Origin of the sequence: Occallatibacter sp. (genome assembly GCF_049582745.1) — a bacterium.
GTDB lineage: Bacteria > Acidobacteriota > Terriglobia > Terriglobales > Acidobacteriaceae > Telmatobacter.
Genome location: NZ_JBAUUO010000102.1, coordinates 1 through 1,898, shown reverse-complemented (window position 1 = coordinate 1,898; position 1,898 = coordinate 1). Strand labels below are relative to the sequence as shown.

Annotated in this window: 2 protein-coding genes; one reads left to right on the top strand and one right to left on the bottom strand. The window is 56.7% G+C overall.

The window, feature by feature from the left end:
• Positions 1 to 827, top strand: an 827-nt coding sequence (locus WCA10_RS15785) for a hypothetical protein (protein ID WP_472823471.1), incomplete at its 5' end; no start/stop codon positions are given.
• 67 nt (positions 828 to 894) lie between these two features.
• Here the strand turns inward: WCA10_RS15785 and WCA10_RS15780 are convergent.
• Positions 895 to 1,311, bottom strand: coding sequence for a hypothetical protein (locus WCA10_RS15780; RefSeq protein ID WP_472823470.1), 417 nt, complete (start codon positions 1,309 to 1,311; stop codon positions 895 to 897).
• Positions 1,312 to 1,898 lie beyond the last annotated feature (587 nt).

Sequence of the window (1,898 nt, the reverse complement as noted above, 5' to 3'; positions counted from 1 at the left end):
TTCATTTTCATGCGCCGGAATTTGGTGAACTTGTTCCGACACTCACCTCACCGCCTGGACTACGCACAGGCGTGTCGCTCATTGATAGGTGGTGGGTCAATGGGCGCAATCGTTCTCTCTCTGCGTGCACGGTGATTGAGGCGGAGCTCGGAGACCGAAAGCTGCCGATGCCGGCCACAGCGGTGGCAACGGTGATGGCGGCCTGCGGGAAGGTCCGAAAGACGGTGCAGGCCCCGCTCGCGGAAAATCCGTTGCCCGGCCCGGTTCCAGCTGTTCGACTGTCCTCCGGCGTGGCGATCGCGAGTTCCAACCCCGAAGCTGCGGTCGCTGTACATCAAATCGCTAAGAGCTATCGCGAGCGCATTCCCGAAATTGTGCTGCAGGCGCGATTACCCCACGATCTGCCGGATCAAGCAGAGATTCCTCACGAGCTGCAATCGGTCACCAATGCCGGGCCGAAGAAACCCCAACTGGACCGCGTCTTCAAGCCCATGGGCTATAGCTGCCGAGGAGGCTCGGGAAGCTTTACTTTGCAGCGCCGTACGGCTGCGAATTTCACGGTCGAGGTCTACGTGGATGTTGGCACTTGGAGTCACAGAATGCTGGCCATCTACAAGGTCTGGGGAATGGGCTGGAAGGCGACTGTGTCTATTCCGCCTACAGCGAGAGCGGTTGCACAGGCGCAGTATCCCATTGGCGATGCCGAGAATTGGCGGAAGATCGTGGAAAACCTCGGCGCCCTGGTAGCTGAGCTGGACCGTACTCTGGTGAATGAGATTGAAGCTGCCGTCGGCGCCTCCCCGGACTGGTACAAGCCAGAAAGCTGATCGAAAGCACGAACCAAGTCCGAGTCGCTCTTGTCACCGCCTACCGGGAAGTAGCTCCAAAGCCAGATTACTTCCGGATTGCAGTCGTCGGCGCTCTTCTAACATCCAGCAAGACCCCGCACGAGATCATGATGGAACTCACAATCCAGGCCGCGTCGCGTACAGTGACGTGATCAAGCGAGTTGTGGAGGAAGACGTCCATCGAGTGGAGAGAGATCACCTGCGCGAACCAAGTGGATATCCACAGAATCATTCCGCAGGACGCCAATTGCGCCCCTCTCCTGCCTCGCAGGCTTTTCAGCAGCAACCAGATTCCAGTTGACGCCGCGGCAGCCACAAGAAAAAGGGCAAGATGCTGTGGGCCCACCCGGCGGTCATAGAAGTGATGAACCATGAATTCACTTGCCAGCTTGTTGTGCAAGAGCCAGCGCAGACTGAAGAGCATATCGACCAGGAGCGCCAACTGAAGGACGGTGAGAGACACAAGCACCGGCCAATCGGGAGGAAATTCCCGACGCCTGGACCGTGCAACGATACATGCGACGATACATGCTGCGAGCGCGATGAGGCAGCAAAGCACTCCGATAGCGTGTTTGGAGGATGGGAGCGCCATTGGATCGATTGTCAATGAAGAAGTCTAAAACAGAAAGCCGCACAAAACATGAATAATGTGGCACCTAAATAAGGGAGCAAGCACGCATAATGCGGTCCCCTAAAAGGGAGAACTTCGAAAAGTGTCGGTGCGGTCATACCCGATTGTCTACTACGCATTTCGCCACGAAGAGTTGATGGAACGCTTGAGAAGTGCCGGTTTGCGAATATTTCAGAATAGCTTCAGCGAAAACCGTGAAGGCTATCGGGTGATCGCTTCGTAGCGGCCAACGGTCAATGAGTGCGGTAATCGCAGCGTCACTCACTGAGCCTTCAGACGCGCAATTCTGAGCTCCGGTCGCAGTAGGGACGATCATTGCTGATCGCCCCCTGCGCAGATCCGTACGAGCGCGTCTACGCATACGGCTCTTATGAAGGATGAGTGGCGTAGAAGCGAGCATCGGGATAGGGATGCAGGAC